Origin of the sequence: Celeribacter litoreus (assembly GCF_020165855.1) — a bacterium.
GTDB classification, from domain to species: domain Bacteria; phylum Pseudomonadota; class Alphaproteobacteria; order Rhodobacterales; family Rhodobacteraceae; genus Celeribacter; species Celeribacter litoreus.
Genome location: NZ_JAIUFY010000006.1, coordinates 1 through 1,150, shown reverse-complemented (window position 1 = coordinate 1,150; position 1,150 = coordinate 1). Strand labels below are relative to the sequence as shown.

At 50.3% G+C, this 1,150-nt stretch carries 1 protein-coding gene; it reads right to left on the bottom strand.

Going from position 1 to position 1,150, the window contains the following annotated elements:
- Positions 1-531 precede the first annotated feature (531 nt).
- A complete protein-coding gene (locus tag LA304_RS07375) occupies positions 532-990 on the bottom strand; it encodes an RrF2 family transcriptional regulator (protein WP_224502495.1) in 459 nt (152 codons plus the stop codon).
- Between the last annotated feature and the right edge of the window lie 160 nt (positions 991-1,150).

The window sequence follows — 1,150 nt, the reverse complement described above, 5'->3', positions numbered from 1 at the left end:
GCGTTGAAAATCGTCACCTCATACTGATCCGTAACCTCGAACAAATGCTCAAGCAAACGGCCAGGAGCCATCCCGTTCCCAACAATAACTAAACGATCTTTGGTCATGATAAACACTCCGCGCTTGCGCAGACCGTATGTCTATGGGGGGGGAATAGACGGCCGCGTGATTTTCAGTCAGAAACGGTCACCCGTTTCACAATTCGTTTTCGAAGAGAAGATGCAGCGTCGATGCTGCGTCCCCGTGAGGGGTCTTGACGAAATCACCGCGCCGTTGCGGTTATCTGGTGTAGGAACTTTCCGAAGCACCAATTGCAATCATTCATAATCAGAGAATGATTACCGGCAAGCCTGTTCCGGTGCTTTCCGCACAATTCAGTCGACTTCTTTGGTCGGGGGGGCGTGATTGCGTAAATATTATTCAGAATTACAGGAAACTGCGCTTTGCATGTGCGGCATTGGGAACGATATCGTTACAACTCGCACGATATTCAAAGGATTTTCGGAGCAAAGTTCTGAAAGGATGAGTCGTTTACACCGAGGATTCTAATGACAGCCCGAGCAGAACATCCCTGGTCCGCGGGTGCGCAGCAATCGCATCCGCGAGCGTGAATTGGTCCAAGTGTTCAAAGAACACCCGTTTGGCAGTCTGTAGAACACTGGGCAAGCCGCATGATCCTCTGATCACACAGGTCCGGCAATCGACGAGAGCGCCCTCGCCCTCCATATGACGGACCACTTCACCAATGCGGATATGATCTGCGGGTTGGGCGAGTTCCACTCCCCCTGAGCGCCCCCGCGTGCTTTTGAGAAAACCGGCATCGACGAGTTGATTGACGACCTTCATGAGGTTTGCGTGTGAGAGGCCTTGAAGCTTTGCGATTTCCGCAATCGAAACCCGCTTTCCCGTATGCGCTGTCAAATGGAGACAAACACGGATCGCGTAGTCGCTGAATTTTGATAGATGCACTGAATTACCCCCTAAATACATTCATAGGGTATGCATCATATGTGGTATTTCAATGTCATAAGCGGAAAAACCATGCGAACGTTCCCGCATTACACGCTAGATCATCACCATTTCTAATATTTTTGGTTGCGGGGGTAGGATTTGAACCTACGACCTTCAGGTTATGAGCCTGACGAGCTAC